General features: G+C 64.6%; 25 protein-coding genes. 10 read left to right on the forward strand and 15 right to left on the reverse strand.

Annotated features, from left to right (window positions below; genetic code table 11):
- Nucleotides 1-255: 255 nt before the first annotated feature.
- Entirely contained in the window at nucleotides 256-1803 is a 1548-nt protein-coding gene (locus ABLE85_RS12520; RefSeq protein ID WP_348793056.1) for an alkaline phosphatase family protein, read from the reverse strand.
- 215 nt (nucleotides 1804-2018) lie between these two features.
- Here ABLE85_RS12520 and ABLE85_RS12525 point away from each other — a divergent pair, with 215 nt between their 5' ends.
- The 3 genes from ABLE85_RS12525 to ABLE85_RS12535 all read left to right on the forward strand — a co-directional run bounded on the left by ABLE85_RS12525 (nucleotide 2019) and on the right by ABLE85_RS12535 (nucleotide 3977).
- A complete protein-coding gene (locus tag ABLE85_RS12525) occupies nucleotides 2019-2951 on the forward strand; it encodes a VOC family protein (RefSeq protein WP_348793057.1) in 933 nt (310 codons plus the stop codon).
- Nucleotides 2952-3039: 88 nt separating this feature from the next.
- Nucleotides 3040-3678, forward strand: a complete 639-nt coding sequence (locus ABLE85_RS12530) for an alpha/beta hydrolase (protein ID WP_348793058.1) — start codon at nucleotides 3040-3042, stop codon at nucleotides 3676-3678.
- Entirely contained in the window at nucleotides 3675-3977 is a 303-nt protein-coding gene (locus ABLE85_RS12535) for a GNAT family N-acetyltransferase (RefSeq protein WP_348793059.1), read from the forward strand. The genes ABLE85_RS12530 and ABLE85_RS12535 overlap by 4 nt, the downstream gene beginning before the upstream one ends.
- 27 nt (nucleotides 3978-4004) lie before the next feature.
- On the opposite strand, the gene ABLE85_RS12540 is transcribed toward ABLE85_RS12535, so the two are convergent.
- The 4 genes from ABLE85_RS12540 to ABLE85_RS12555 are packed head-to-tail and all read right to left on the reverse strand — an operon-like array spanning nucleotide 4005 to nucleotide 8680.
- Nucleotides 4005-4244, reverse strand: a complete 240-nt coding sequence (locus ABLE85_RS12540; protein WP_348793060.1) for a hypothetical protein — start codon at nucleotides 4242-4244, stop codon at nucleotides 4005-4007.
- Nucleotides 4245-4246: 2 nt separating this feature from the next.
- The gene (locus ABLE85_RS12545; RefSeq protein ID WP_348793061.1) at nucleotides 4247-5500 is read right to left on the reverse strand and encodes an aminomethyltransferase family protein; all 1254 of its coding nucleotides are present in this window, start codon (nucleotides 5498-5500) and stop codon (nucleotides 4247-4249) included.
- 2 nt (nucleotides 5501-5502) lie between these two features.
- Nucleotides 5503-7074: an NAD(P)/FAD-dependent oxidoreductase gene (locus tag ABLE85_RS12550; RefSeq protein ID WP_348793062.1), complete on the reverse strand. Its 1572-nt coding sequence runs from the start codon at nucleotides 7072-7074 to the stop codon at nucleotides 5503-5505.
- Nucleotides 7061-8680: an NAD(P)/FAD-dependent oxidoreductase gene (locus ABLE85_RS12555; protein ID WP_348793063.1), complete on the reverse strand. Its 1620-nt coding sequence runs from the start codon at nucleotides 8678-8680 to the stop codon at nucleotides 7061-7063. The genes ABLE85_RS12550 and ABLE85_RS12555 overlap by 14 nt, the downstream gene beginning before the upstream one ends.
- 170 nt (nucleotides 8681-8850) lie before the next feature.
- On the opposite strand from ABLE85_RS12555, the gene ABLE85_RS12560 reads away from it, so the two are divergent.
- From ABLE85_RS12560 to ABLE85_RS12580, 5 genes are all read left to right on the forward strand, one after another.
- The gene (locus tag ABLE85_RS12560) at nucleotides 8851-9651 is read left to right on the forward strand and encodes a methyltransferase domain-containing protein (RefSeq protein ID WP_348793064.1); all 801 of its coding nucleotides are present in this window, start codon (nucleotides 8851-8853) and stop codon (nucleotides 9649-9651) included.
- A gap of 27 nt (nucleotides 9652-9678) precedes the next feature.
- A complete protein-coding gene (betI, locus tag ABLE85_RS12565; protein ID WP_348793065.1) occupies nucleotides 9679-10371 on the forward strand; it encodes a transcriptional regulator BetI in 693 nt (230 codons plus the stop codon).
- Between the two features lie 26 nt (nucleotides 10372-10397).
- On the forward strand, nucleotides 10398-11480 hold the full coding sequence (locus ABLE85_RS12570; RefSeq protein WP_348793066.1) for a polyamine ABC transporter substrate-binding protein: 1083 nt from the start codon (nucleotides 10398-10400) through the stop codon (nucleotides 11478-11480).
- A 111-nt stretch (nucleotides 11481-11591) separates the two neighbouring features.
- The gene (locus tag ABLE85_RS12575) at nucleotides 11592-12665 is read left to right on the forward strand and encodes an extracellular solute-binding protein (RefSeq protein WP_348793067.1); all 1074 of its coding nucleotides are present in this window, start codon (nucleotides 11592-11594) and stop codon (nucleotides 12663-12665) included.
- Nucleotides 12662-13951, forward strand: a complete 1290-nt coding sequence (locus ABLE85_RS12580) for a flavin monoamine oxidase family protein (RefSeq protein WP_348793068.1) — start codon at nucleotides 12662-12664, stop codon at nucleotides 13949-13951. Before ABLE85_RS12575 ends, ABLE85_RS12580 begins: the two co-directional genes overlap by 4 nt.
- Nucleotides 13952-14200: 249 nt before the next feature.
- Here ABLE85_RS12580 and ABLE85_RS12585 read toward each other — a convergent pair whose 3' ends face one another.
- From ABLE85_RS12585 to ABLE85_RS12595, 3 genes are read right to left on the reverse strand one after another with little or no spacing between them, the layout of a single operon-like run.
- A complete protein-coding gene (locus ABLE85_RS12585) occupies nucleotides 14201-15274 on the reverse strand; it encodes an ABC transporter ATP-binding protein (RefSeq protein WP_348793215.1) in 1074 nt (357 codons plus the stop codon).
- Between the two features lie 40 nt (nucleotides 15275-15314).
- A complete protein-coding gene (locus tag ABLE85_RS12590; protein ID WP_348793069.1) occupies nucleotides 15315-16136 on the reverse strand; it encodes an ABC transporter permease in 822 nt (273 codons plus the stop codon).
- Entirely contained in the window at nucleotides 16133-17050 is a 918-nt protein-coding gene (locus ABLE85_RS12595; protein ID WP_348793070.1) for an ABC transporter permease, read from the reverse strand. Before ABLE85_RS12595 ends, ABLE85_RS12590 begins: the two co-directional genes overlap by 4 nt.
- Before the next feature lie 249 nt (nucleotides 17051-17299).
- On the opposite strand from ABLE85_RS12595, the gene ABLE85_RS12600 reads away from it, so the two are divergent.
- Together ABLE85_RS12600 and ABLE85_RS12605 are read left to right on the forward strand one after the other, a co-directional pair.
- Entirely contained in the window at nucleotides 17300-18724 is a 1425-nt protein-coding gene (locus tag ABLE85_RS12600; RefSeq protein ID WP_348793071.1) for an aminotransferase, read from the forward strand.
- Between the two features lie 79 nt (nucleotides 18725-18803).
- Nucleotides 18804-19103, forward strand: coding sequence for a putative quinol monooxygenase (locus ABLE85_RS12605; protein WP_348793072.1), 300 nt, complete (start codon nucleotides 18804-18806; stop codon nucleotides 19101-19103).
- A 49-nt stretch (nucleotides 19104-19152) separates the two neighbouring features.
- Here ABLE85_RS12605 and ybaK read toward each other — a convergent pair whose 3' ends face one another.
- The 7 genes from ybaK to ABLE85_RS12640 all read right to left on the reverse strand — a co-directional run bounded on the left by ybaK (nucleotide 19153) and on the right by ABLE85_RS12640 (nucleotide 25531).
- Nucleotides 19153-19626, reverse strand: coding sequence for a Cys-tRNA(Pro) deacylase (gene ybaK / locus ABLE85_RS12610; RefSeq protein WP_348793073.1), 474 nt, complete (start codon nucleotides 19624-19626; stop codon nucleotides 19153-19155).
- A 96-nt stretch (nucleotides 19627-19722) separates the two neighbouring features.
- Nucleotides 19723-20445: a DUF1868 domain-containing protein gene (locus ABLE85_RS12615; protein WP_348793074.1), complete on the reverse strand. Its 723-nt coding sequence runs from the start codon at nucleotides 20443-20445 to the stop codon at nucleotides 19723-19725.
- 156 nt (nucleotides 20446-20601) lie between these two features.
- Complete coding sequence (locus ABLE85_RS12620; RefSeq protein ID WP_348793075.1) at nucleotides 20602-21801, reverse strand: aromatic ring-hydroxylating dioxygenase subunit alpha; 1200 nt, start codon at nucleotides 21799-21801, stop codon at nucleotides 20602-20604.
- A gap of 253 nt (nucleotides 21802-22054) precedes the next feature.
- Nucleotides 22055-23320 (reverse strand): ABC transporter substrate-binding protein, encoded by a 1266-nt coding sequence (locus ABLE85_RS12625; RefSeq protein WP_348793076.1) that lies wholly within the window; start codon nucleotides 23318-23320, stop codon nucleotides 22055-22057.
- An 86-nt stretch (nucleotides 23321-23406) separates the two neighbouring features.
- A complete protein-coding gene (locus ABLE85_RS12630) occupies nucleotides 23407-24456 on the reverse strand; it encodes an aldo/keto reductase (protein ID WP_348793077.1) in 1050 nt (349 codons plus the stop codon).
- A 9-nt stretch (nucleotides 24457-24465) separates the two neighbouring features.
- Nucleotides 24466-24816, reverse strand: a complete 351-nt coding sequence (locus tag ABLE85_RS12635; protein ID WP_348793078.1) for a TIGR04076 family protein — start codon at nucleotides 24814-24816, stop codon at nucleotides 24466-24468.
- On the reverse strand, nucleotides 24809-25531 hold the full coding sequence (locus ABLE85_RS12640) for a GntR family transcriptional regulator (RefSeq protein ID WP_348793079.1): 723 nt from the start codon (nucleotides 25529-25531) through the stop codon (nucleotides 24809-24811). The genes ABLE85_RS12635 and ABLE85_RS12640 overlap by 8 nt, the downstream gene beginning before the upstream one ends.
- Nucleotides 25532-25547 lie beyond the last annotated feature (16 nt).

Raw genomic sequence — 25547 nt, forward strand, 5'->3', positions numbered from 1 at the left:
GGAAGGGCAATGTGCGTCGACCACCGCGATCCGCAACGCATCCCCCGCCAGGCTGGGCGCCGCAACAAAAAGCATTTCCGATCTCCACTTTCGTTTGGGGAGGCGGCTCCGTCCAAGACCGCCAAAATACGACTTTCGGTGGATAAATGCAGCCGCCGACAAAAGGTTCCGTAGGACTATACAAATTCGCTACGGCCCGGAGACGCGGCTCGGCGCGGGCCGCAAAGCACCGGCAATCACGCCGGTCTTTTCGCGTCAGGGCCCGTAGGCGACGGGGCCTTCTTCGGTCAACTCGACCAGCGCCAGCGACTGGTCGAGATGGCGGGCGCGCCAGGCGAGTAGGCGCTCTGCGAATTCCAGCCGGACGCCGGCGAAGGCCGGGTCGTCGGCGAGGTTGCGCAGCTCGCCGGGGTCTTCCTGAAGATCGAAGAGCAGCGGCGGCAGCCCGCCGCCGAAATGGACATATTTGAAGCGCTCGCCGCGGATGACTGAAAGATTGCAGTCGCGCGGGCCGATGCCGAAATGCTGTTCGGCGGTGCCCTTCGAGACGGAGCGAAAATCGAACTCCCAATGCGCCGCGTCGCGCCAGTCTTTCGGCGTCTTTCGCTCGATGAAGGGTTTTAGCGAGCTTCCGTCGAGATGGACCGGTACATGCTCGTCCAGCAGGTCGAGAAGCGTCGGCATGATGTCGACCGCTTCGGTTAAGTGTTCCACCTGGGTACCTGCGGCCTGCCGGCGCGACGGGTCGCGGACGATCAGCGGGATATGGTAGCTTTGATCGTAAAAGCCGCCCTTGCCGAGCATGAAGTGGTCGCCCATCATCTCGGCATGGTCGGAGGTGAGCACGATGATCGTGTCCTCCCACGCGCCGGCGGCCTTGACGGCGCCCCAGATGCGGCCGAGTTGCGCGTCCACCTCCGAGATCATGCCGTAATAGAGCGCGCGGATCTGCCGGAGGTTTTTGTCCCCCCAATCACGCACCTTGCCCTCGGCGCCGGGGATGAATTTCGAGCGCTTTTGGGCCTCATATTCATAGGCGAGGTAGGGGTGCGCTGCCGCTTCTTCCTCCCAGTTGCCAGCATGGTGGAAGGCCGGGCCGTCGGCCGGGTCGTACATCGTGTTGTAGGGCTCGGGCACGATGAAGGGCGGATGCGGGCTGATGAAGGAGAGATGAGCGAACCACGCTTGCGCCTTTTCCTGCTCGCCCAGCCAGCGGATGAACTCGCCGACGAGGAAGGCGGTCGGCGTCTCGTCCTTCGAATAGACGGGCGGGGCGTTGGTCACCTCGTTTCCGGCAGCGCCGTTGGCGGGGCGATGGATATCCGGGCTGCCGGCACTGATATCTATGCCGCGCTGGGCCAGCCAGGAGAGCCATTGCTTCTGGTGCTCGGGCAGCAGCTGGCGCACGGAAAAGCCGGGCAGGACGCCTTCGTAGCTGCGCAGGAAGGGGTCGCCGGGGTGTAGCATTCCCGGGTCGGGCGCGACGTCGGTGTAGCCAAACAGCGTCGGGTCGTAGCCGAGGCGGCGGGCGGCGAGTGCGATGTTGTCGTGGCGGGCGCCGAGCGGCGTGCCGTTGCGGCAGACGCGGTTGGTCATCTGGTAGAGGCCGGTGTAGAGGCAGGCGCGCGCCGGCGAGCAGGGGGCAGCACCCCCATAATGCCGGCGGAACAGCACGCCCTCGGCGGCCAGCGCGTCGGCATTGGGGGTCTTCACCACGCCATGCCCGGCCGCCGACAGGCATTCGCCGCGCCACTGGTCGCAGGTGATCAGAAGAATGTTTGGACGATTGCCTTTGCCTGCCACGCGCGCTTCCCCCATCATGCGTCCAGAACATGGAGCCGAATTTTCGGCACGGCGCAAGTCGAACCGGTCCCACTAATAGTGAACGACATATGTTTGATCGTTCAAATATCGTATACAGTCCATTCTGCTATCGGCGTCTTCCCACCGAGCCGTTTTGACCGACATATGGGGCAGAAAGCAGCAAGCGCTGCACGGCGAACACGGGAGAAAAAAACATGCTGGATCAGATCAAGGGCCTGCATCACGTCACCTCGATGGCCAAGGATGCGCGCCAGAACAATGATTTCTTCACCCACAAGCTCGGCCTGCGCCGCGTGAAGAAGACGGTGAATTTCGACGCGCCCGACGTCTATCACCTCTACTATGCCGACGAGGTAGGCACGCCGGGCACGGTGATGACCTATTTTCCCTTCCCGAACATCGGCAAGGGCCGCCCCGGCACCGGCGAGGTTGGCACCACGATCTATTCCGTTCCGCAAGGCACGCTCGGCTACTGGGAGAAGCGCTTTGCCGAACAGGGCGTGACCGGGCTGAAGCGCGAGGCGCTGTTCGGCGAGAACCGGCTCGTCTTCGACGGACCCGACGGCGACAGCTTTGCCCTCGTGGAGGTCAGGGAAGACAAACGGCTGCCCTGGCTGAAGGGCGGGGTGCCGGGCGACGACGCCATCCACGGCTTCCATTCGGTATCGCTGCGGCTGAAGGACGCCGGCGCGACCGAGGAGCTGTTGAAGTTCATGGGTTATGAGGAGGTCGACACTGCCGGAAATGTGAAGCGCCTAGCGGTGAAGGACGGCAACGGCGCCGATTTCGTCGACATCGAGACCTTGCCCGGCGTGCCCTATGCCGATCTCGGCGCGGGCTCGGTGCACCACGTGGCCTTCGCGGTGGAGAACCGGGCCAAGCAGCTCGAGGTGCGCAGGGCGCTGATGGACACAGGCTATCAGGTGACGCCGGTGATCGACCGCGACTATTTCTGGGCGATCTATTTCCGCACCCCCGGTGGCGTGCTGTTCGAGGTGGCGACCAACGAGCCCGGCTTCAACCGCGACGAGGACACCGCCCATCTCGGCGAAGCGCTGAAGCTGCCGAGCCAGCATGCGCATCTGCGCCCGTGGCTGGAACAGCATCTGCAGCCGCTGGGCGATTGATGTGAACCGACAAACGGCAGCCCACGCTTTGAGAGAACTCGAAGCGAGGGCTGCGGAACGGGCCATGAAGCCCGCGCAGGAGAACGATATGGCAAAGGACAGCTACACCTACACGCAGTTGCGAGGAAAGCCCGGCGGCCCGCTGGCTTTCCTGTTCCACGGCACGGGCGGCGACGAAAACCAGATGCTGGGGCTGGGGTTGGACCTGCTGCCCGGCGTCGCCGCGATTTCACCGCGCGGCGACGTTTCGGAATTCGGCGCGGCGCGGTTCTTCCGCCGCACCGGCGAAGGCGTCTACGACATGGCCGACCTTGCCGCGCGCACGGCCAAGATGGCAGGCTTCGTTAAGGCGCATGTCGAAGAGGCGCGCCCTTCCTCGGTCATCGGCATCGGCTTTTCCAACGGCGCCAATATCCTGGCATCGCTGGTCTTTGCCGAGCCCCAGCTGTTCGACGCGGCGATCCTGATGCATCCGCTGATCCCGTTCGAGCCGCAAGTGAAGGGCAGCCTTGCCGGAAAGCGCATCCTCGTCACCGCTGGACGCCGCGATCCGATCTGTCCGCCCGAGCTGACCACGCGCTTGGCCAGCTATTTGCGCGCCGACGGCGCCGATGTCACACTGGAATGGCACGAGGGCGGCCATGAGATGCGGCAGAACGAGCTTGTCGCGGCCAGGGATTTTCTGGCGCCCTATCGCGCCGCACAAGGTCAGGAGGTTCGGACGTGAGCGAGAATACGACAGCCGGGATCGAACTCGAGGAGAATGGCTCCAAGGGGCGCTACGTGCTGCGGGGGCCGGACGGCGCCGAGGCCGAAATGACCTTCACCCGCATCGGCGAGCACCGGATCATCATCGATCACACCGGCGTGCCGGATGCGTTTCGTGGGCAGGGCGCCGGCCTGAGGCTGGTGACGCGGGCGGTCGAGGATGCGCGTGCGTCGGGGGTAAAGATCATCCCGCTCTGCCCCTTCGCGGCATCGCAGTTCCGCCGGCATCCGGAATGGGCGGATGTGCTGGAGGGGTAATTTGTCCCCAAGACGCGAGGCGCGGCGCTATTGCTGCGCCTCCATCCTTTTCAACCACTCCCTGCCGACGCCGCGGTCGCGGATGATCGGCAGCGGGTCTGTCGAGTCCAGCCGCGAGCAGATGCGGTAGACCTCCAGCGTCTCGGCATCCATGTCGCCGCGCTTGTGGAACCACATCGCCGCCGCATAGCGCGTGCGGCCGGACCATTCCTCACCGAGCGGCGTGTTTACGAGCCGCCACTGTTCGGCGAATTCGGCGTCGTTCATGTTCAGAACTCCGCAGGCGGGCTCGCGGTGCGGCGGTCGAGCTTTATGAAGGGCCGCGCCACCACCTTTGCCCGCTTCATCAGCCGTTCGTATTTCAGCTCGCGCATGGCATATATCTCGACCCAGAGGTCGTCGGTGACCGTGTCGCCATAGGGCCGCTCCAGGCTTGCCAGCGCGATGTTGCGCTTGGCCATGGGCGACCAGATGGCCGCGCTCACCAGCCCGACCTCCTTCTTCTTGCGATGATAGACGATGGCGTGCTCGGCGGGAATGTTGCCCTCGATCTCCAGCCCGACAAGGACGTGCTGCAGTCTGCCCTTGGCGCGCGCCTCGACGATGGCGCGGCGGCCGTTGAAATGGCCCTTTTCCAGATCGACCATGAAGCCCAGCCCGATCTCGTCGGGCATGCGCACGCGGTCGGCGCGGATGGCGTGTTCGGCCGTGACGAAATCGGCATTGGCGACGATCAGCCCGGCCTCCAGCCGCGCGCGGTTGAGCGCGGTGTAGCCGATGGCGCGGATTCCTCGCGACTGCCCGGCCTGCCAGAGACGATCCCAGAGGCTGACGGCCAAGCGCGTCTCGACGAACAGTTCATAACCAAGATCGCCGGTAAAGCCGGTGCGCGAGATGGTGACGCTGCCGTCTTCATGCGCGAACTCCGCAAGGTCGAAGACTTTCAGCCGCTCCACACCTTCGAAACCGGCTTCGCGCAGAATGGCGAAGGAGGTCGGGCCTTGCAGGGCGAGTGCGGCAACTGCTTCAGTTTCTTCCGTGACGGTGACATCGAAGCCGATGGCGCTGTCGAGCAGCCAGGGCAGATGCCGCTCCTGGCAGCAGAGCCGAAAACGGTTTGGCGCGAGGCGAAACAGCGTGCCGTCGTCGAGGACAAAACCTTCGTCGTCGCACCAGGCGGTGTAGTGGACGCGGCCGGGTTTCAGTTTCGTCACGTCGCGCAGGGTTAGGCGGTTGAGGAAACGTTCGGCGTCCGGCCCCTCTATCCGGTATTTCGTCATCGGCGAGATGTCGAACAGCGCCGCCTGGCTGCGTATAGCAAAATATTCCAGCTCCTCGTCCCACAGCGAGGCAGGGGCGCGATAGCCGCCCCAGTCATACCAGTCATTGGTCTTCATCAGCGCGTCGATGCGCGGCTGGAAGGGCGTGTCGAGGCGCAGCGTGCGGAAATGGAGCTGGGCGGGGTGCGGAGCAGGCTGGACTGTCGGCTGCGCAGCCACGGGTTTTACGGCCGTCTTTGACATGCTCAACCCCTCATCTCGATGATGCGCCGCGCGGCGTTCAGGCCCGGCACGCCGGAAATGCCACCGCCCGGATGCGAGCCGGCGCCGCAGAGGAAAAGCCCGTCCACAGGCGTGTCGTAGCCGGCGGCGCCGAAGGCGGGGCGCGACATCATCATCTGGTCGGCCTGCAATTCGCCATGGTGCCAGTGGCCGCCGGGCATGCGGTAGCGCGCTTCGATGTCGGCGGGCGTCAGGAGTTCGGCATGGCGGACCGTCTTTCCGATGCCCGGCGCATAAAGCTCGAGCTGAGCCATGATGGCGGTCAGGAATTTTGGCTTGCCGGTCTCCCAGCCTTCCTTCAGCGCATAGGGCGCATATTGAACGACGGCCGAGAGCACGCAGGCGCCGCTCGGCGCCAGCGTCGGGTCGGACAGGCTCGGCAAGGTGATTTCCATCACCGGCTCCGGCGAGAACTCGCCATACTTTGCGGGATTGAAGGCGCGTTCGACATGGTCGGACGAAGGCGCAATCACGAGGCGGCCGCGGTGGCCGGCGGCGTCGACGCCCGTAAATTCAGGCGGCCGGTCGAGGGCCAGATGCAGCTTCGCCGCATCGCCCTTCATGCGGATGTTTTTGATCCGGCGGACAAAGCCGGTGTCGATCTCACGCGTGCCGACGAGGTCCAAAAAAGTGCTGCGCGGGTTGATGGCCGACACGACCGTGCGGGCGCGGATCTCCTCGCCGCTGTCGAGAGCCACGCCAGCGGCGCGGTCCTTCTCGACCAATATTCTTGCCACAGGCGCGTCGGCGCGGATGCTGACGCCGGCAGCCTTTGCCGCGCGCAGGATCGCAGCGACCACCGCGCCCATGCCGCCGGCAGGCAGCGCCTGTGCGCCGGGTTGGCCGCCGATCTCGCCGGCAAAGCGATAATAGAGGCCGAGCAGCGAGGTGGGCGAGCGAGGTCCGAGATGGCTGCCGAGCGTGGCGTCGAAGGCGAGCAGGCCCTTCAGCCGGTCGTCCTCCAGATGTTCGTCGGCGACGTCCGAAACGTTCATCAGCAGCATGCGCAGGAAGTCGCGCATGTTTTCCTTGCCGAGCCGGCGCAGCGACAGGCCGGTCATGGCGAAGGCCGAGGTCTCCATCAGCGACATGTTGCCGAGGTCGGGCGGCCGGCGCACGAGAAGCGGTTTCAGGATGCCCGCATAGCGCAGAAGCTGCGCCCGCAAGTCCTGCCACGCCGCTGCTTCCGAGGCCGACGCGCCGGAGAGGCTTTCGCCATAAGCGCCATGGAGCGTCAGCGGCTTGCCGTCGCGCGAGAGCGCTACGCTCGGCGCGATCGGACCGAAGGCGAGGCCGTGGCGCTCCAGCTCCAGCGTTTTCACCACTTCCGGATGCAGGCGGTTCAGCAGGTGCGCGGGCGAGGCGCGAAAACCGGGCGCGAATTCGTGCGCGCGGGCCGCGCCGCCGATCTCGCCGGCGACCTCCAGCACAAGAACCTTGCGTCCGCTCTTGGCCAGCGTTGCTGCGGCGGTGAGGCCGTTGTGGCCGCCGCCAATGACAAGCACATCCCATTTTGGTGCATCAAATGACGTCATGGGCCGGGCTCATATGCTTGGTGGGCTTCGAGAGGTCGCGCAGGATTTCGTTTGCGGCGTTGCGGCCGGGCGCTCCCATCACGCCGCCGCCGGGATGGGTGGAGGAGCCGCACATATAGAGCCCGTCGATGGGCGAGCGGTATTGCGCGTAGCCGGGCACCGGGCGGTTGAACAGCAGCTGGTCGAAGGTCAGCTCGCCCTGAAAAATGTTGCCCTCGGTGAGGCCGACCTCGGCTTCGATCTCGCGCGGCGTGCGCACTTCCATGTGCACGATGCGATCGCGGAAGCCGGGCGAATAGTCGGCAATCTGGGAGATCACCGTTTCGGCGAAGGCGTCGCGGTCGGCGTCGGTCCAGTCGCGGCCTTCCACCTTGGGCGGGCAGTATTGCACGAAGCAGCTCATGAAATGCTTGCCCGGTGGGGCCATGGTCGGGTCGAGCATGGTGGGCATCATCATGTCGAGGAAGGGATCGGCCGACCAGCGCCCGGCCTTCCAGTCGTCATAGCCGCGCTCCATGCGCTCGACCGAGTCGGTGAAGTGCATGTCGCCGCGATAGCAGGGCGAATCCTTGGGCAGGGCCGGGAATTCCGGCATCGAATCCAGCGCGATGTTCACCTTGCCCGACGAGCCGCGCATCTTGAAGTTTTTCACCCGGCGCAGGAACGTGTCGGGCAGTTCCTTCTCCTCGACGAGTTTCAGGAAGGTACGCTTGACGTCGGCGTTGGAGACGACGAGCTTGCCGAGAATCTCCTCGCCGTCGGCCAAAACGAGCCCGCGCGCCTTGCCGTTCTTCACCAGCACCTGTTCAACTTCCGCGCCGGTGCGGATGGTGCCGCCGGACGCGCGAAAACTGTCGGCCAGCGCCTTGGTTACAGCGCCCATGCCGCCGCGCGCATAGCCCCAGGCGCCGACCGAGCCGTCCACCTCGCCCATATAGTGGTGCAACAGCACGTAGGCCGTGCCGGGCGACATGGGGCCGAGCGCGGTGCCGATGATGCCCGAAAGCGCGAAATTGGCCTTGATGACGTCGGTCTCGAAATATTCGTCGAGGAAGTCGGAGATCGACATGGTCCAGAAGCGTAGCGTGTCGGCCATTTCGGCGGCACCCAGCCCGGCGAATTTCTTGCCGAGATAGATGAGCTCGCCGATGTCGCGGGGGCGAAAGCTGGTCGGGTCGGGCGCAGTGCGCATCAGAAGCGGCTGGATGAAGCGGCACTGGCGCGTCACGTCGCGGGCGTAGCGGTCATAGGCCTCGGCGTCTCTAGCGGAGAAGCGCGCGAATTCGCGGCGATGCGCGTGGTGGTCGCGATAGTTGGCGAGATAGTCGCCTTCGCGCGTGAACACCGCGCCGCCCTCATAGGAAATGACCTGCAGGCCGAAGCGCGGCAGCTCGAGGTCGCGCATGATCTCGGGCCGGAACAGCGAACAGACATAGGAACAGTTGGAGTAGAGAAAGCCGGGCGTGAGCGACCGGCTGGTGGCCGCGCCGCCGATCCAGTCGTTCTTCTCCACCACGAGAACGTCGAGCCCGGCGCGCTGCAGGTAGCAGGCGTTGACGAGCCCGTTGTGCCCGGCGCCGATGACGATGGCGTCCCAAGTCTTCATTCCGGTTCCCGCTCTTGTCCTTTTGTTGGTTACAAATCTGACACGCCGCTGCCGCTCCTGTCTAGCCATTTTGAATGAATGTTCAACAAATGAGAGTTGCGTTTTGTCGTAAGTGGAGTAGGCTTCGGGAAAATTCGACGTTGGACTTTTCCGCTGGGAGGGGTGGAACAATGATCGAAAGGGCCGAGGCAGAGCCGGAATATGACGACACCGCCATCCGCTTCCTGGAGGCGCTGTGGGGCGAAGGCTATCTGTCGCCCGGGGGGCCGGAGGAGGTCGATCGGGTGGTCGCAAGCCTGTCGCTGGCGGGGACGAAAATCCTCGACATCGGCTGCGGGGCTGGCGGCGTTGCGCTGCATCTGGTGGAGAAGCATGGCGCGGCGCACGTGACCGGCTTCGACGTCGAGGCGCCGGTGCTGGAAGTCGCGCGCGGACGTGCGGAAAAGCGCGGCCTTGCGGACCGTGTCGACTTCGTTCAGGCGCCGCCCGGCCCATTGCCCTTCGCGGACGCTTCCTTCGATGTTGTCTTTTCCAAGGATGCGCTGCTGCATGTGCCGGACAAGCAGGCGCTGTTTGCCGAGATTTTTCGCGTGCTCAAGCCGGGTGGCGTGTTTGCCGCTTCGAACTGGATGATCGGCCATGACGGCGAGCCCTCGCCGGAGATGAGGGCCTATGTGGCGGCGGAAGGGCTGAGCTTCGCCATGCGCTCGCCCACGCACTACCGCAAGGCGATGGAGGCGGCGGGCTTCCAGAACATCAGCGTCACCGACCGCAATCCCTGGTATCGCGAGGTGGCGCGCGGCGAGCTCGAAAGGCTGAGAGGTCCGCTCTACGCGCCGGTCGTGGCGGTGGTGGGGGCTGCCTATGTCGACAAGAACATCAGAACCTGGGAGGCCATGCAAAAGGTGCTTGACACTGGGGAGCACCGTCCCACTCATCTGCGCGGATGGAAGCCGGACGAGGGTCGTTAGCCGGCGATGTGGAGCATGGCGGCAACGATGGGATCGACGACACAGAAGGAGGCCGACAAGGCCGCCGGCAAGGGCGACGCGGAACGGCGCGGCCGCAAGGCTTCCAAAGAGACGCGGCAGCTGCAGCTCATCGAGGCGACGATCGATTCCCTCGCCAAGCGCGGCTATGCCGACACCACCATGGCCGACGTGGCCGACGGCGCGGGGCTGTCGCGCGGCATCGTCAACTTCCATTTCGAAAGCAAGGAAAAGCTGCTCGTCGCCACCTTGCAGCACATGTACGACGAATATTCCGCGCATTGGCGCAACGCCCTGCAGAAGGCCGGAGATGATCCGGCCCGCCGGCTGCAGGCGCTGGTGGCGGCCGATTTCGACCGCGCGATCTGCAACAAGCGCAAGCTGGCCGCTTGGTGCGCCTTCTGGGGTGAGGCCAAGTCGCGCCCGACCTACCAGATGCTGAGCGGCGCGCGCGACGAGGTCTACCAGCAGACCATCGTCGAGCTGTGCACGCAGCTGAAGCACGATGCCGGCTACGACTACGACGCGGAGGCGACGGCGCTGGGCCTGAGCGCCATGCTGGAAGGGCTGTGGCTGCGCCTGATGATCAGCGCCGAGAGCGTGACCCGCGAAACGGCCCATCAGGCCGCGACGGACTATCTGGCCTCGGTCTTTCCGAAGCATTTTTCGCGGGAAGCCGTGGGCCGGCGGAAGATCTCATGACTCGATAACAACCAGAGGGTGGAACGATGAGGGAATTGACCAGACGACTTTCGATCAAGCTGGCGCTGGGAGGAGCGCTCTCCGTGTTCGCTGCCGGTCTTGCCGCGGCTGCAGACAAGGATCTGATCATCTTCGACTGGGCCGGCTACGAGGACCCCGCCTTCCATCCCGCCTATGCGGAAAAGCACGGGGACTCCCCCACCTTCACCTTCTTCGGCGACGAGGACGAGGCTTTCGAGAAGACGCGCTCCGGCTTCAAGGCCGATCTCGGCCACCCCTGCTCGCAGAGCGTGGTGAAGTGGCGCGAGGCGGGGCTGCTGCAGCCGCTCGACCCCTCCAAGATCACCGGCTGGAACGATCTCAACCCCGGCATCATGGCGATGAAGAACCTCGCCACCACCGAGGACGGCAAGGTGTGGTTCATGCCCTGGGACTGGGGCAACACCGCAGTCACCTATAACGCCGAAAAGGTAGACGAGAAGGACATCCAGTCGCTGAAGGCCTTCGCCGATCCGAAGTTCCAGGGCCGCGTCTCCATCGGCGACAATGTCGACGACGCCTATGCGCTGGCGAGCCTCGCCATCGGCCTGAAGGACTGGACGCAGATGACCGACGAGCAGTTCGGCCAGGCGTCCGAGTTCCTGCGCCAGGTGCACAAAAACGTCCGCCTCTACTGGACCGACACCACCGAGATCGTGCAGGCGATGAGCGGCGGCGAGGTCGATCTCGCCTGGGCCTGGAACGACGCGGCCGTGCAGTCGGCGGCGGGCGGCGCGCCGGTGAAGATGAAGCGCGACACCGATGAAGGCATCTCGACCTGGGTGTGCGGCTATGTCCGCTACAAGGACGCGCCGGGCTCGGAGGAGAAGGCCTACGACTATCTGAACGCGGTGAACGACCCGGCCACCGCCGACTACATGGTGGGCGAGTGGGGTTACGGCCATGCCAACGCCAAGGGCATGGCCTCGGTCGATCCGGCCGTACTCGAGGAAAAGGGCTATGCCGACGTCGACAAGTTCCTCGACAAGACGCTGTTCCAGACGCCGGTGCCGGCCGAACTGAAACAGAAGATGATCGCCGAGTTCGAGAAGATCAAGGCGGGCTACTGAGAGTAGTAGCGGGCCAGGCCCGCGCCCACTGAAGGACGAAATCTGCCTTTCCCGTTGACGAACCGGCGGGGAAGGCTTTCTCTGAACTGCAGTCAGAAGGGGGAGCCAGCCATGCAGTCAGACTTTCGCCGCCTTGCATTCGCCGCCGTCTTCGCAGCCGTCCTTTCCGCCCCTGTGGCGGCACGGGCAGGAGACGATCCCATCGTGTTCGACTGGTCGGGCTATGAGGACCCGGCCCTCAACCCCGCCTACAATACCAAATACGACCATGCGCCGGAATTCGCCTTCTTCGGCGACGAGGACGAGGCCTTCGAGAAGCTGCGCGCCGGCTTCAAGGCCGACCTGGCGCATCCTTGCGCGCAGAACGTGGTGAAGTGGCGCGACGCAGGCCTGCTGCAGCCGCTGGACGCCAGCCGCATAACCGGCTGGAACGACATCTTGCCCGGCATCAAGGCGATGAAGGACCTGATGACCGCCGCCGATGGAACGGCCTGGTTCCTGCCCTTCGACTGGGGCAACACGGCCCTCATCTACCGCACCGACAAGCTGACGCCGGAGGAGGCGCAGTCCGTGCGGATCTTCGCAGACCCGAAATTCCAGGGTCGCGTCTCGATCGGCGACAATGTCGATGACGCCTATGCGCTGGCGGCGCTGGCCCTCGGCCTGCGCGACTGGACGCAGATGACCGACGAGCAGTTCAAGGAGGCGTCCGAGTTCCTGCGCCAGGTACACAAGAACGTCCGCCTCTACTGGACCGACAGCACCGACATCAACCAGGCCTTCAGCAATGACGAGATCGACATGGCCTGGGGCTGGAACGAGACCGTGGCCTCGCTGAAGAAGGAGGGGCTGGCGGTCGACATGATGCGCGACACCAAGGAAGGGCTTTCGACCTGGGTCTGCGGCTATGTGCTGCTCAAGGATGCGCCCGGCAATATCGACAAGACCTACGACCTCCTGAACGCGCGCATCTCGCCGGAAGTGGCCGAATTCATGGTGAGCGAATTCAGCTACGGCCATGCCAACGCCAAGGGCATGGCGGAGATAGACCCGGCGGTGCTCGAGGAGAAAGGCTATGCGGATGTCGACAAGTTCCTCGACAAGACGCTGTTCCAGTCGCCGCTGCCCAACGACCTCAAGCTGAAGATGATCGCCGAGTTCGAGAAGATAAAGGCGGGCTATTGAGCCGCGAGCAGGCCAAGACGGACGTCGTCATCATCGGGGCCGGGTTCACCGGCCTTTCGGCGGCGCAGGAACTGCGCCGCGCAGGCGTGAACTTCGTGGTGCTGGAGGCGCGCGACCGGGTGGGTGGGCGCGTCGAGGCGCATCGAAACGGCCTCGGCGAGCTGGTCGACACGGGCGGGCAGTTTCTGTGCGACGACATGCCGGAACTGATGGCGCTTGCGAAGGCGCGCGGCAAGACACTGGTGGAGGCCCATGTCGACGGCGAATTCATCGCCCAGCCACCCTTGCCGGGCGATGAGGCCGAGCGGAACTATCTCCGCGTCATGGAAATCCGCGAGCGCATGAACGGCATCGAGCCGGACGATCCGGAGATAGCCGGCCTGACCGTTGCCGAATGGCTGGAGCGCCAGCACGACCCGGCGGATGCCAAGGCAGGTTTCCGCTCGATGATCGAGGGCCTGTGGTGCCAGGCGCTGGACAAAATTCCGCTCTGGCACCTCATCGACAATGACCGCCGCATCACCAACGACAAGTCGGAGCTGCAGTATTTTCTGGCCGAGACCATGCAGTCGCTGGCCGACGACCTGGCGCGCGATCTCGGCGACCGGCTGCGGCTCGGCGCGGCGGTGACGAGCATAGAGCATGGGCCGGGCGGCGTGCGGGTTGTGGCGGGTGAGCGCGTCTTCGAAGCCCGCTCGGTTCTGGTCGCGGTCCCGCCGATGATGGCGTCGAAGCTCGCCTTTTCCCCGCCGCTGCCGGCTCGCCTGACGCGGGCGCTTGGGGTCTGGCACAGCGGCATGGTGATCAAGGTTCTGGTCCGCTTTGGCCGCGCCTTCTGGCGCGAGCGCGGCCTAAACGGCATGGTCATGTGGCGCAACCTGCCGGGTCTGTTCGCCTGCGATGTCGGCAAGGACGAAAGCCATCCGGCGCTGGTCGTCTTCATAGGCGGGCCGCTGGCGCTACGCTGGGGCGGGCTGGACGAGGCCGCACTGCGTGGGGAAGTGATGTCGCGGCTGGTGGCGGCGCTGGGGCCAGAGGCCGGGGCCGTGCTCGACTTCAGCTACAGAAGCTGGATCGACGATGCGTGGAGCGGCGGCGCCTACAGCGACCTTATCCTCGATGTAAATGCCACGGATGCAGAAGACGTGCTTCTGGCCGGCGCCCCGCCGGTGCATTTCGCGTCGTCGGAACTGTCGCCGTCCTTCCCCGGCTATATCGAGGGGGCGATCGTGGCGGGCCGGATTGCGGCGCGGAAGGTCATTTCCCGGCTGGAAGAGCGGGTCTGAAGCAGGTTGCCTAAGTTATCAGGTGCGTCCTTCGAGGCTCGCCCTGCGGGCTCACACCTCAGGATGAGGGCCGTTGGAGCCTGTCTCACCCAAAGCCTACTGGGCAAAGCGTCTCAGGACTTGGCTCGAAACGCACAGACCGTCCTACCCAAAGCTACCAGGCAGAGCGTCACAGGACTTGGCTTGAAGCACACCGACCTCCCTCATCCTGAGGTGCGAGCCCGCAGGGCGAGCCTCGAAGGACGCACCTCAATCCGCCAGCGCCACCAGCGCGTCGGGATCGTAGGCGAGGCGGATCGGTGCGCCGACCGGAATGTCGTCGGCGCCGAAATCGTTGGTCTCGGTGACGGAAAGCGGCTTTTCCAGCCCTGGTATCTCCACGATCAGATGGGTGATCTCGCCGAAATAGTGGCGCTCGACCACGCGGCCGGCCACTTCGAATTTTGCTTTCGCGTCGTCCCACAAGACACGCAGTCGCTCGGGCCGGATGCCGAGCGTGGCCGCCTTGCCGTTGCGCACGAAGGCGGCCGGCTTGTCGGTTTTGACGCGGCCGAAGCCCAGCGTGTCTACCACCAGCGAGGAGCCGTGCTCCTCCACGATCTCGGCCTTGACGAAATTCATGCCGCCGAGGAAGTCGGCGACCTGGCGGTCGACGGGGCGCTGGTAGATTTCCTTGGGCGAGGCGACCTGCGCGATGCGGCCGCCGAACATCACCGCGATGCGGTCGGACATGGCCAGCGCCTCGTACTGGTCGTGGGTGACCAGGATGAAGGTGATGCCGACCGCCTGCTGCAGCCGGCGCAACTCAACCTGCATCTGCTCGCGCAGCTTCTTGTCCAGCGCCGACAGCGGCTCGTCGAGCAGCAGCACCTTGGGCCGCATGACCAGCGCGCGGGCGAGCGCGACGCGCTGGCGCTGACCGCCGGAAAGCTCGGTGGCGCCGCGCTTGCCCAGGCCGGTAAGCGATACCTGCGCCAGCGCCTCCTCGACGCGGCGCTTTTCCTCCGCAGCACCTAGCCTCAGGCGCTTCAGCCCGTAGGCGACGTTCTGCTCGACATTGAGATGCGGGAAGATGGCGTAGCTCTGGAACACCATGTTGGTGGGGCGCCGGTTGGCCGGGATGCCGTCCATTGGCTGGCCGTCGACGGCGATGGTACCGCTGGTCGGGTTGTCGAAGCCGGCGATCATCCGCAGAAGCGTGGTCTTGCCGCAGCCGGACGGCCCGAGCAGCGAGAAGAACTCGCCTTCGCGGATTGTAAGCGAGGCGTCGTCCAGCGCCTTGAAGGCGCCGTAGCTGCGCGTGACATGCGAGATCTCGATCATCGTGCGATGATCGGCGGGCTGGCGTTCGGGCATCGGTTTCTCAGGCAAAGACGCCTCCGGTGTTCTGGGTGCGGCGCGCGGCGCGGCGGCGCAGCAGTTCGGCGATGGTGAGCAGTAGGAACGAGCCGACCAGCAGAAGCGTGCCGAGCGCCAGCACGCCGGGCAGCTTGGAAGCGAAGCGCAGCTGGCCCCAGATGTAGATCGGCAGCGTCGGCTTCGTTCCGGTCAGGAAGAAGGCCATGATGAACTCGTCGAGCGAGATGGTGAAGGACACCAGCAGGCTGGAGATGATGGCCGGCGTGACCATCGGCAGGGTCACGCGCCGGAAGGTGCCGAAGGCGGTTTCGCCGAGGTCGGCGGAGGCCTCTTCCAGGCTGCGGTCGAAGCCTTCGAAGCCCGAGGTCAGCACGGTGAGCGAATAGGGGATGCAGACCAGGACGTGGCCGAACACGACGGTCACCAGCGACAGGTCGAGCCCCAGCTGCAGCATGACCAGGAGCATCGACACCGCCACGATGATCTCTGGCAGCACCAGCGGGGCCATGATCAGCCCGTTGATGGTGCGGCGGCCGGGAAAGCGGTAGCGGGTGATGGCGCGCGCCGCGCAGATGCCGAGCACTGTGGAGAGGATGGCGGCGGCGATGCCGACGAGCAGGCTGTTCCAGGCCGCGTCCAGAAGCGCTGGTGTGTTGGGCAGCTCCTGGTACCATTTGAGGGTAAGCCCGGCGAGCGGGAATTTGGGCGAGACCGCGGTGTTGACCGAGAAGATCGGCAGGAAGATCACCGGCAGGTACAGAAAAGCGATGTAGAGGAAGGCGTAGGCCGGCAGCCACTTGGACAAGATCTTGCGCAGAGCTTTCATCGTGCCAGCCTCGCTGCGCTACGGATGATAAGGACCGTGGCTGCCGCCATGGCAGTGACGATGACCATGGTGGTGACGGACAGGGCCGCGCCCAGCGGCCAGTTGGCGGCCTTGCTGAACTGCGCCTGGATGGCATTGGCGATCATGACGCCGTCCTTGCCGCCGACGAGACGCGGCGTGACGAAGTCGCCCACGGTCGGGATCATGACGATGAGCAGCGCCGAGATGACGCCCGGCACCGACAGCGGCAGCGTGATACGCAGGAAGCGACGCAGCGGCCCGTCACCGAGATCGGTGGCAGCCTCGATCAGCGAGCGGTCGACCTTCTCCAGCGAGACGAAGATGGGCAATATCGCGAAGGCCGCCCAGGCATGGGTCAGCGTGATGACCACGGCGCTGGTGTTGTAGAGCAGCGCGGTGGAGGGTTCGCTGATGAGGCCGAGCCCCATCAGGCCCGAGTTCAGCACGCCGTTGTAGCCGAGTATGACCTTCCACGACATGACGCGCAGCAGATAGCTGGTCCAGAAGGGGATGGTGATAAGAAACAGCCACAGCCCCTTGTGCCGGCCGCCGTGGAAGGAAATGAAGTAGGCGATGGGATAGGCCAGCACGACCGTGAAGAAGCTGACCAGCAGCGAGATCCACAGCGAGCGCACCAGAAGATCGCGATAGATCGGCTCCGTCAGCGCGATGCGGTAGTTCTCGAAGGTGAAGGTGCGGTCGATGGTGAGGTAGTGCTGGGTCCAGAAGCTGTGCGCAACCACCACCAGGATCGGCACCACCAGAAGCACCAGCGCATAAAGGAAAGTCGGGCTGATCAGGGCAAAGCCCTGCACGGGTTCCGATTGCAGAAGGGAGCTTCGGCGACGCCTTCGAAGGCTGAGAGGCGGCGACCCTTCCGCGGCGGCCGTCATTGGTGCGGCTCTCGCAAAGGTGCGCAGGCTTCCGGCATGATCCACCCATTCGTTGCCGGCGTCGCGCTTCCCGGCGCGCGCCGTTCTTTCTTTCCCTCAAGAAGAGCCCATTCGTGGATTGAAATCAAGCGCTATTTCTGTGATATTGATTGAACGGACATTCAATATCAGGGCGAGGACGCATCCGTTGTTTCCGACGCTCGGCACTGTCCGGCAAAGCGAAACCAGGCTTGTGAAAGGGCTAGGAAGATGGCAGCGGCACAGGACATGACCACGGCGAACGGAGCTTCCGGGCCGCTGAGCCATGAGGAGTCGGTCGATCTCGCCAAGCGCCATCTGGTGCAGCCATGGCCGACCGCCGGCGAGATCGGCGCCGAGGCGCGCAGCCTGATAGGCGAGGGCGACGGCATCTACATCATCGACGGCACCGGCAAGAAGCTGATCGACGGGCCGGCGGGCATGTGGTGCACCAATGTCGGCCACCGCCGCGAGGAGCTGGCCCGGGTCATGTACGACCAGGCCATGCAGCTTTCCTACAACACGCCCTGGTACACGATGAACGAGGCCTCGGCGGTGCTTGCCGAGCGCATTGCGGGCCACGCGCCGGGCGACCTCAACCACGTCTTCTTCACCACCGGCGGCTCGTCGGCGGTGGAAAGCGCGCTGCGCTTCATGCAGTTCTACAACAATGTGCGCGGCCGGACGGAGAAGAAGCTGATCCTGTCGCGCGGCGGCGCCTATCACGGCTCGACCTATCTGTCGGCCTCGCTGAACGGCCGCCCCCGCGACCGCGACTGGATGGATGGCGCCGACGAACTGGTGATAAAGCTGTCGTCGCCCGACCCGTTCCGCCGGCCGGCGGGCATGAGCATTGCCGCTTTCACCGACAGCCTGGTGGGTGAGTTCGAGGAAACCGTGAAGCGCATCGGCGCCGACAGGATCGGCGCTTTCGTGGGCGAGCCGGTGCAGGCCTCGGGTGGCGTCATCGTTCCGCCGGATGGCTATCTGTCACGTATCCGGAAAATCTGCCGGGACAACGATATCCTCTATGTCTCCGACGAGGTCGTCACGGCCTTCGGCCGGCTCGGCCACATCTTCGCTTCCGAGGACGTGTTCGGCATCGAGCCCGACATCATCACCTTCGCCAAGGGCGTGACCTCTGGCTATTTCCCGCTCGGCGGCATGGTGGTGTCGGATCGCCTGCTGGAGGAGCTGCGCCGCTCGAACCATCCGACGGCGATGTATGCCCATGGGCTGACCTATTCCAGCCATCCGGTGGGCTGCGCGGTGGCGCTGAAAAACCTAGACCTGCTCGAGGGCGACGTGCTCGCCCATGCACGGGCCGTGGCGCCCTATTTCCAGGCCCAGCTCAAGACGCTCGAAGAGCTGCCGCTTGTGGGCGAGGTACGCGGCGTCGGCCTCATGGCCTGCGTGGAATGCGTGGCCGACCGCGACAGCAAGAACCCGCTGGAGCTCGACCGCAATGTGGGCATGCGCATCGACGCGCACTGCCACGAGCTCGGCCTGCTTGTGCGACCGCTGATCAATATGTGTGTGATGTCGCCGCCGCTCACCATCACCAAGGAGCAGATCGACGACATGGTGGGCATTTTGCGCGAAGGCATTTCGCGCACGATGGACGATCTCAGGAAAGAGGGTGTTTGGCGGGGGTGAGGGGTAGCGATGGCTGCAACGGCGACGAACGCTGGTGTGAACCCTTCACGGACGTAAAGCCCCGCGATATGAATGCCGCATGTTGCTGATCGTTGGAACAATCCGGTTGCCGCCTGATAATCTGATGGCTGCGCGTCCAGTGATGGCTCGGATGGTTCTGGCCAGCCGCGCAGAGAATGGTTGCGAGGAATATTCCTACGCGGAAGATGTTCTTGATCCCGGACTCATACACGTCAAAGAGATCTGGCGCGACCAGGCGGCGCTGGATCGGCACTTCGCCTCGGAGCACATCGCGACATGGCGCGCGACATGGCAGGAACTCGGGATCGGCGAGCGTAACCTGCGAGTTTACGAGGTGGGAGCCCCTCGCTCGACCTGAGCAGGGAAACTTAATCCGGACGTTCGCTCCGGCTACTCGCCTCAGAATTTCACCGAATGAGATCCGCTACCCTGGCCTCCAGCGCCTGAACAAGATCGTCCGGGCGCATGCGGATTTGCAGGCCTCTCTGGCCGCCGTTGAGGAAGATTTCGTCCTCCAGGGTCGCCATTTCCTCGATCGCCGTCGGCACTTGCTTGCGCTGGCCGAAAGGGCTGATGCCGCCGACCTTGTAGCCGGTCAGCCGCTCGGCGTCGGCCGGCTTCATCATGTTGGCCGACTTGCCGTCGAACGCAGCCGCAACCTTTTTCATGTTGACCTCCTGATCGGAGGGCACCACCACGCAGGCCGGCTTGCCGTCGACCTCGACCATAAGCGTCTTCAGCACGATGGAAGCCGAAACGCCCATCGCCTCGGCGGCCTGCAGCCCCACGCGCTCGGCATTGGCATCGTAGTCGTAGGTAGCCACCGCAAAGGGCGTACCGGCTTTGCTCAGCGCGAGCGTGGCGGGCGTGGTCTTGGACATGGCCTTTCTGTAGCAGAGCCATCGCGGTGGGCAAGATGGGCCACCCGGGAATAAAGCACCGGGTGGCCCAACAAGCCGGATAGTGATCGACGGGTCTCAGCGCTCGAAATCGAATATCAGCAATTCGCTGAAGTGGTTCATGTCCTCGAACCAGCAAAAGGCCGGCGGATCGAGCTCGAGGATCGGCGCCTGGCGGCGGATGTCGGCCGCAACCTCGTCCAGCATCGCCTGCCAGCGCGGCAGCGCTTCATCTTCCAGCCAATCGATCGCATAGGCGAAGGTGATGTGGAAGGGGTAGTCGTCGTGGTCAGGATGACGATAGCCGAGAAGATCGGCGAGAGAGTTGCGCCAGTCCCGCATGACCTTGCGGTCATGCTCCGTTGCGCCCTCGACCAGCAGGCCGGACGGCCGGGCATGCGTCACTTCTACTTGAAACGGTTCGAAGACCGAAAGGGCCTCCAGCCGCTCCCCCATGATCTCGGTCATCTCATCGAGCGGGGCATCAAGCGGGATATCGCTCGGCCAATAATCCGCCAGCCGGCGATATTCGATGACGCCCTGGAACAGCGTCATGTGGAGGCTGGTGATCGGCGTGAAGACGAATTGCGGGGCTTCGGGCATGGCGAGGAATTTCTCGCGTGCCTCGATCAGGACATCCTGCGTCCGGGAACCCTTCGTCACGTGGCAGACAATGGTGTTGCCGGGTTCGGGCAGAAAGCCCCCGGTTTTGCGGTAGCGGGTTCCGAGATGTGGCGGCGGAGCCGAATTGCGGGTCCTGGAATAGGCAAGCAGTTCGGGAGAAAGGGAATCGAGGCGCATCGCGGTATCCATCGGTTGGAAGACCGCCAGCCTTTACGTGCCGACCAAGAAGGATGGATGACGATCCGGCGGAAAAGTCGGGGACATCGATGTCCGCCGCAAGCCTGCGACCGCGTTGGCCTGCCGCAGGCTGACCCGCGTCATCCTGCGTAGCGGTTACCCCCGCGCCCGCATCTCTTCATTGATGCTCGTCATCTCCTTCTCGTCGGGCGCCGTCTCCAGGTTCAGCACCGGAATCTGCGCACGCATATGGTCGTGGTGGGTGCGCACGCCATATTCGAGGTCGGAGAGGTAGAAGCCGGCAAACCCCTTCGACAGCATGGACTCGTTCGACCATACCGAAAGCTGCACGTCCTCCGCCTGGGTGTCGCGGTCGATGCGGTAGGACAGATAACGCGCGGCTGCCTGTTCGCGGCTTTCGTCGCGGTAGCGGTAGACCGCGCTGCGCAGCAGCGTCTCGCCGGTCGAGAGCGGAAACTCCTGGTAGAATTGCGCGGCCTCCGGCGTCACCGCGATCACCGCGTTGGGGAACATGCCGTAATAGATCCAGGCCTTCTTCAGTCGCTCGGGCAGGTGCGTCGGCTCGGGCGCAACATTGATGTAGCGCCCCACGCTCCAGCGCCGGCCGGCATGCGGATTGTAGGTGGCGAATGAGCGCGACACGCCGTTGACGAAAGGCTCGTCGTAATAGCTCGCGCCGTAGAGGTCCTGCAGCGCGGGGTGGGCCATGGCGACGTGGTAGCCTTCATTGTCGACGTCGCGCACCGACTTCCAGTTGACCGGGCTGGTCTGGGTCCACACGCCGTTGGTCGGCACCATGTCCGCGACGCCATAGTGCGACAGCTCTTCCTCGAAGGGCTTTAGCAGCTCGGCGACCGAGGCTTGAGGCCCCTTGCGGAAGCGGATGAAGATCAGCCCCATCCAGATCTCCAGATCGAGCGGGGGCAGGCCGAACTCGTTCTTGTCGAGCTCGGGGAAGGATTTCGGACGTGCTGCACCGCGCAGCGTGCCGTCGAGATTGTAGACCCAGCCGTGGAATGGGCACACCAGCGCGTTCTTGCAGTTGCCGCGCTCGTCGGCCACCACGCGGCTGCCGCGATGGCGGCAGATGTTGTGGAAGCCGCGCACCACGCCGTCCTTGCCGCGCACCACCAGCGCGCGCTCGCCCACCATGTCCATGGTGAGGTAGTCGCCGGGCTCGGGCAGGTCCGAAACATGGCCGATGATCTGCCAGTGATTGCGGAAAAGGTGCTCCTTTTCCAGCTCAAGCAGGGCCGGGCTGTGATAGGCCCAGCCGGGAAGCCCACGGCGATCCCAGTCGGTTGGAACCCTTATGTCGCGAATGTGCGGGTTCATGGCCCGACCTCCCTTATATTGAATTGTTGTTCAATATAAACATATTTATCTATTAATTGCAATAGCTTATGGATTTTGATCGTTTTGGGAGGCCGATCCTTGCCGTCTGCCGGCCGGGTTTCCGAGCCGTCGACAGCCGAAAAAGCCGCGACTTTTCCGGGCGTTAATCGAAGGCAGGCGCAACAAAAAAACGCCGGCTCGAAAGCCGGCGCAGAGGGGATTCTGGTTGTCGGAAAGTGGCGCGGAAGCGGCCTTATTTTTCGGTTTCGGCCTTGATCTTGCCGACCTCGTCGGCGCTCATCTCGCCCACCGTGGTCACGGTGCCGTCCTGGATTCGCCACAGGCGGAACGGGCCGGTGATGTCGCCATACTGGTCGAAGCTGACCGGGCCGATGACGCCTTCGTACTTGACCGGCTTGCCTTCCTTGATGAGGGCCAGCGCCTTGGCGAATTCGTCCTTGCCGGCGTGGATCGGCTCGCCGCCCTCGGCAACCACCTGCGGGATCGCAGCCTTGATCGCCGCGGCTTCCGGCTTGCCGGCCTTGGCAATGGCAAGGGCCACGATGGCGCCCGCGTCATAGGAGCGGTCGGCGGCCGGTGCATCGGCCTTGATGCCGCCGGAGAAGGCTTCGAAATTGCCATTGAAATATTCGGTCGAGGCCGTCGGGCTGGTGCCTGACGAAGTGCCGAAGGCATCGTTGAGATACTGCGCGCCGACGCTCTCGATGAACTCGGACGAGTTCATGCCGTCATTGAGCAGGAATTTTGCGGCGCCGCCGCCGGAAATCCAGGCGCGGGCGATGGTTGCGCCGTCGACCGGATAGCTGACGAGGTAGAGCGCTTCGGGATCGCCCTGCATGGCGGCACTGGCTTCAGACGAGTAGTTGGCCTGCTTCTCGTTGTAGGGCGTGACCGAGGTGATGGTGCCGCCGAGCTTTTCAAAGGCCGCCTTGAACTCGCGCACCATGTTCACGCCAAAATCGTTGTTGACGTGGATGATGGCGATCTTCTTCAGGCCCTGGTCGAGCGCGTATTTCGCCGCCGCCGTGCCCTGCAGCGCGTCCGAGGTGATGGTGCGGAAGAACACGCCATTGGTCTTGCCCTCGCGGCCGAGCGCGGTCAGCGTCGGCGAAGACGAGGCGGGCGAAACCTGCACCACGCCGGCAGGGGCCGTGACCGAGGTCAGGATCGGGATCGACACCGAGGAGATGATGCCGCCGATGACGACCGGCACCTTCTTGATGTTGACGAGCTGGGTGGCCTGGTCGACCGCGACGTTGCCCTGGCTCTGGCTGTCGCGGGTGTCGGTCACCAGCTTGCAGCCGTCGACGCCGCCGGCCTCGTTGACGTCGCGAAACGCCATTTCGACGGCCTTGGCGCCGGCCTGGCCGTATTCGCCGGCGGGTCCTGTGAGTTCCATCACGAGGCCGACGGTGATGTCGCATTCGGCGGCGAGCGCCGGCAGGGCCGAGGCGCCGAGCGCCGTCAGCAGGGTGGTGGCGAGAAGTGTCTTGCGCATGTCAGTTCCCCTTGGTTGTGGCCGCCGGTTTGCCGTCCGGATGCCGGTCTTGTTTCGATTTCAGGCTTCCGTCGAAGGCGCTGCGCTCATGCTGCGCCCTTGTTGAGATTGTATTTCATGATCGAGCCGTGGCGGCCGTGGCGGTCGCGCTCCAGCGTATAGACATCGCCGTCAAGCTCGTTGGCCTGCGCCAGAACGCCGGCGATTTCGGCATGGTCCTCGGCCGTCAGCTTGAGATTGGAGACGGCGAGGTTGGAGGGCAGGTGCGTGCGGTTGCGCGCGCCGACGATGACGGCGGCGACACCCGGCCGCTCGAGCATCGCCGCGCTCGCTATCGTTGCGATGTCGCTGCCGTGCCGGTCGGCAATGCCGCGCAAGGTTTTTAGCAGCGCCTGGAACAGGTCCCAGCCGCCGAAATCGTCGATGATGAGCTTGTATTTGACCAGTGAGCGGTTCTCGAGAGCGTCCGTCGGCTCGCTGACGCCGAGCCACTGGTCGCTGAGGAAGCCGCCGGCCACCGTGCCGTAGCAGAGGAAGGAAACGCCGTGCTCGGCCGCGGCCGCCGCCATTTGCCTGGCCGGGCGGTTGTCGAGCAGCGAATACTGCACCTGCATCGACACCAGCGGCACGCCGGCCTTGATGATGTCCAGCATGTGCTGCGTGTCGAAATTGGTGGCGCCGACGTTGCGGATCTTGCCTGCCTTGCGCAGCTCTCCCAGCCATTGCGCGGCTTCAACCCAGCGTGGCGCGGCATAGTCCCACCAGTGGAACTGGACGAGGTCGAGCCGCTCGACATTGAGCCGCCGCAGGGACTGGTCGATGACGTCCTCGACATGGGACTTGGTGATGCGCGGCAGAACGTTGAGGTCGGGCACGAACTTGGTGTGGACGCCGATGCGACTCAGCGCTTCCTGTCCGCGCAGGTCGCGGTAGTGCGCGCGGAAGCGGCCGATCATCTCCTCCACGCCGGTGTAGATGTCGGCGCAGTCGAAGGTGGTGATGCCGGCATCGGCGAAGGCCACCATATCGGACACCGGGTCCTCGCTCACCAGCGCGCCATGGCCGCTGGCCATCTGCCAACCGCCGCGGATGACGCGCGAGATTTCGTAGTCCGGTGTCAGTTTGGTTCGTTGCATGCTTTTGTCTCAATCGTCCTGAAGCGGCACTGCCGTGGTGGCGGCGTGGCTGAAGCGGCGCAGCCCGGTGCGGGTGATGCGGAAGCGCGAGCTGCAGTTGGGGTCCGGGCAGGCCACTTCCGCGTCGGTGGTCATCCAGTCGTTCTTGTGGGTCGGCCGCTGCTTGGCCGGCAGCAGCGGCAGCAGCGACGCCAGCGAATAGATGGAAAAAGCCTGGCCGGGCGGCAGGTGCAGCATCTCGCCGCGCAGATCGAAATAGTCGCCTACATTGGCGCCGCAGTAGATGGCGCCGCCCTCGGGCGCCACCACTTCCACGCGCAGGTCGTAGAGCTCGAAGGAATCATCCTTGGCGTCAGCCATTCTGCGAGGCCTTTTCTGCGGCTTCCTCGGCATCGAGCCGGCCGCGAATGAGATTGAAAGAGCGGGTGATGTCGTCGGTCAGCGCCTTGACGGAGCCTGCGGTATCGCGGCGTTCCAGCGCCTCGATCAGCGCCCAGTGATGATGGGTCGCCGAAATGTCGCGGAATTCGTCATGGATGTGGGCTGCGGCGCGCACATAGGGGCCGGACTGCAGCCACAGGCTTTCCACGATCGGGATCAGTACGGCCGAGCCGGCGGCGCGGTAAATGTAGAAATGGAAGGCGTGGTTCAGCTCGGAAGTGGCCTGCGCCTTGTCGATCTCGTCGTCGTGGCTGCGGAAGGCTTCTTCACAGGCGACGGTAAGCTTCTTCAGCTGGACGAAATCCTCTTCCGTGAGGTTCGGCACTGCGAGCGCGGTGATCTGGCCTTCGATCAGGCAGCGGGCACGGGCGAGGTCTTCCAGCCGCTCGCGGTTGATCAGGGGGACACGCACGGAACGGTTGGGCAGCGCTTCCAGCGCCTGCTCCGACACCAGCCGGCCCAGCGCCTCGCGCACCGGCATGGTGCTGGTCTGCAGCGTGGCCGCAAGGTCAAGGATGCGCAGCATCTCGCCGGCATCGAACATGCCGTAGATCAGCGAACGGCGAAGCTCGGCATAGACGCGGTCCTGCAGCGTTTCGCGGCCGACGGGGGAGAGTGCGCCGCGGCTGCTCATGGCAACGGCTCCCGGC

It is taken from the genome of Mesorhizobium sp. KR1-2 (assembly GCF_040045035.1).
Lineage (GTDB): Bacteria > Pseudomonadota > Alphaproteobacteria > Rhizobiales > Rhizobiaceae > Pseudaminobacter.

Bases quoted from the DNA above. Each gene is read 5' to 3' on its own strand.
- ABLE85_RS12640 (WP_348793079.1), bottom strand. From the start codon at position 25,531: ATGAGCAGCCGCGGCGCACTCTCCCCCGTCGGCCGCGAAACGCTGCAG.
- ABLE85_RS12615 (WP_348793074.1), bottom strand. From the start codon at position 20,445: ATGCGCCTCGATTCCCTTTCTCCCGAACTGCTTGCCTATTCCAGGACC.
- ybaK (WP_348793073.1), bottom strand. From the start codon at position 19,626: ATGTCCAAGACCACGCCCGCCACGCTCGCGCTGAGCAAAGCCGGTACG.
- ABLE85_RS12570 (WP_348793066.1), top strand. From the start codon at position 10,398: ATGAGGGAATTGACCAGACGACTTTCGATCAAGCTGGCGCTGGGAGGA.
- ABLE85_RS12545 (WP_348793061.1), bottom strand. From the start codon at position 5,500: ATGTCAAAGACGGCCGTAAAACCCGTGGCTGCGCAGCCGACAGTCCAG.
- ABLE85_RS12530 (WP_348793058.1), top strand. From the start codon at position 3,040: ATGGCAAAGGACAGCTACACCTACACGCAGTTGCGAGGAAAGCCCGGC.
- ABLE85_RS12600 (WP_348793071.1), top strand. From the start codon at position 17,300: ATGGCAGCGGCACAGGACATGACCACGGCGAACGGAGCTTCCGGGCCG.
- ABLE85_RS12605 (WP_348793072.1), top strand. From the start codon at position 18,804: ATGTTGCTGATCGTTGGAACAATCCGGTTGCCGCCTGATAATCTGATG.
- ABLE85_RS12620 (WP_348793075.1), bottom strand. From the start codon at position 21,801: ATGAACCCGCACATTCGCGACATAAGGGTTCCAACCGACTGGGATCGC.
- ABLE85_RS12590 (WP_348793069.1), bottom strand. From the start codon at position 16,136: ATGAAAGCTCTGCGCAAGATCTTGTCCAAGTGGCTGCCGGCCTACGCC.
- ABLE85_RS12635 (WP_348793078.1), bottom strand. From the start codon at position 24,816: ATGGCTGACGCCAAGGATGATTCCTTCGAGCTCTACGACCTGCGCGTG.
- ABLE85_RS12555 (WP_348793063.1), bottom strand. From the start codon at position 8,680: ATGAAGACTTGGGACGCCATCGTCATCGGCGCCGGGCACAACGGGCTC.
- ABLE85_RS12560 (WP_348793064.1), top strand. From the start codon at position 8,851: ATGATCGAAAGGGCCGAGGCAGAGCCGGAATATGACGACACCGCCATC.
- ABLE85_RS12540 (WP_348793060.1), bottom strand. From the start codon at position 4,244: ATGAACGACGCCGAATTCGCCGAACAGTGGCGGCTCGTAAACACGCCG.
- ABLE85_RS12550 (WP_348793062.1), bottom strand. From the start codon at position 7,074: ATGACGTCATTTGATGCACCAAAATGGGATGTGCTTGTCATTGGCGGC.
- ABLE85_RS12625 (WP_348793076.1), bottom strand. From the start codon at position 23,320: ATGCGCAAGACACTTCTCGCCACCACCCTGCTGACGGCGCTCGGCGCC.
- ABLE85_RS12595 (WP_348793070.1), bottom strand. From the start codon at position 17,050: ATGACGGCCGCCGCGGAAGGGTCGCCGCCTCTCAGCCTTCGAAGGCGT.
- ABLE85_RS12630 (WP_348793077.1), bottom strand. From the start codon at position 24,456: ATGCAACGAACCAAACTGACACCGGACTACGAAATCTCGCGCGTCATC.
- ABLE85_RS12575 (WP_348793067.1), top strand. From the start codon at position 11,592: ATGCAGTCAGACTTTCGCCGCCTTGCATTCGCCGCCGTCTTCGCAGCC.
- ABLE85_RS12525 (WP_348793057.1), top strand. From the start codon at position 2,019: ATGCTGGATCAGATCAAGGGCCTGCATCACGTCACCTCGATGGCCAAG.
- betI (WP_348793065.1), top strand. From the start codon at position 9,679: ATGGGATCGACGACACAGAAGGAGGCCGACAAGGCCGCCGGCAAGGGC.
- ABLE85_RS12585 (WP_348793215.1), bottom strand. From the start codon at position 15,274: ATGATCGAGATCTCGCATGTCACGCGCAGCTACGGCGCCTTCAAGGCG.